Annotated in this window: 2 protein-coding genes; both read left to right on the forward strand. The window is 32.9% G+C overall.

Annotated features, from left to right (window positions below; translation table 11 throughout):
• Nucleotides 1–656: AIR synthase-related protein (locus MV985_RS09375; protein WP_297465646.1), on the forward strand; the 656-nt coding region annotated here is incomplete at its 5' end.
• Between the two features lie 192 nt (nucleotides 657–848).
• On the forward strand, nucleotides 849–1,251 hold a 403-nt coding region (locus MV985_RS09380; RefSeq protein ID WP_297465648.1), incomplete at its 3' end, for an aldo/keto reductase.

Raw genomic sequence — 1,251 nt, forward strand, 5'->3', positions numbered from 1 at the left:
GAATAAAAGAAGCGTGTAAAAATCTTAATACACCAGTAGTTAGTGGAAATGTTTCACTTTATAATGAAAATGAGGGTGAGGGTGTTTATCCTACACCAGAAATTGCTATGGTTGGGGTTGGAGATGAATTTAGAAGTTCTGAGTTAAAAAGTGAAGGAAATACAATCTATATTTTAGGGGAGACAAAACCAGAATTTGGTGGGAGTTTATACTTAAAAGTTTTTGGTAGAAAAGTAGCAGGAGAGCATCCTGAAATTGATTTTGAAAAAGAGCTAAAGCTTTGGGATATTTTACAAAGTGACTTGATTAAATCAGCAAAAGATATAAGTACAGGTGGTCTTGCAATTGCTGCATATAAATGGGCTTGTGTAAGTGATAAAGGACTTGATATTAATGTAAAGGTTAAAAATCCTGAAGATATTTTTGCTGAGAGTCTAAGTAGAGCTTTTGTGGAAATAGAGCCTAAAGATGAAGAAAAGTTTGAAAAACTTTGCATGGATAAAGGAATCTATTTTGAAAAAGTTGGGAAAGTTGGAGGAGATAAGATAAAAATTAATGATGTAGAGGTTGATTTAGAAAAAGCAAAAGATATTTGTTTTAATACATTTCCTAAAATAATGAAAAATATTCACGATTTTGCAGACGACCTTTTATAAAGCTCCCTTCGGGTGCTTTAAAAGAGTAAAAATATTATGTTAAGATACTGGAGTTTATTAATTCAATTAAAAATAGAAAAAAATCAAATAAATTTAAAAACTTAAAAAAAACCATATACATTCACTAACTTTTGGTGTCAGAGAACATTTACAGATTCTAGCTTTGGTATAATTTTTAAAAAAAGGCTAAGAATGGAATACAGATATATAGGAAGAAGTGGTCTTAGAGTTAGTGTAATTTGTCTTGGGACTATGACTTTTGGCTCTACCACTGATAAAAAAGAAGCATTTAGAATAATGGACGCAGCGTATGATAGGGGAGTAAATTTTTTTGATACGGCAGAGCTTTATCCTGTACCACCAGAAGCGAAATATGCAGGGCTTACAGAAGAGATAGTAGGGGAGTGGCTAAAAACTAAGCCAAGAGATAGTATTATTTTAGCAAGTAAAGTTGCAGGTGCTGCAAGTGGGTGGTTTGTCCCTCCTATTCGTCATGGGCTTACAGCAATGGATAGGTTTCATATAAAAAGAGCAATAGAAGGCTCACTTAAAAGACTTAAAACTGATTATATAGACCTTTACCAACAGCACTGGC

The sequence above is a fragment of the Thermococcus sp. genome, assembly GCF_027012695.1.
In the GTDB taxonomy this organism is placed as follows: Archaea; Methanobacteriota_B; Thermococci; order Thermococcales; family Thermococcaceae; genus Thermococcus.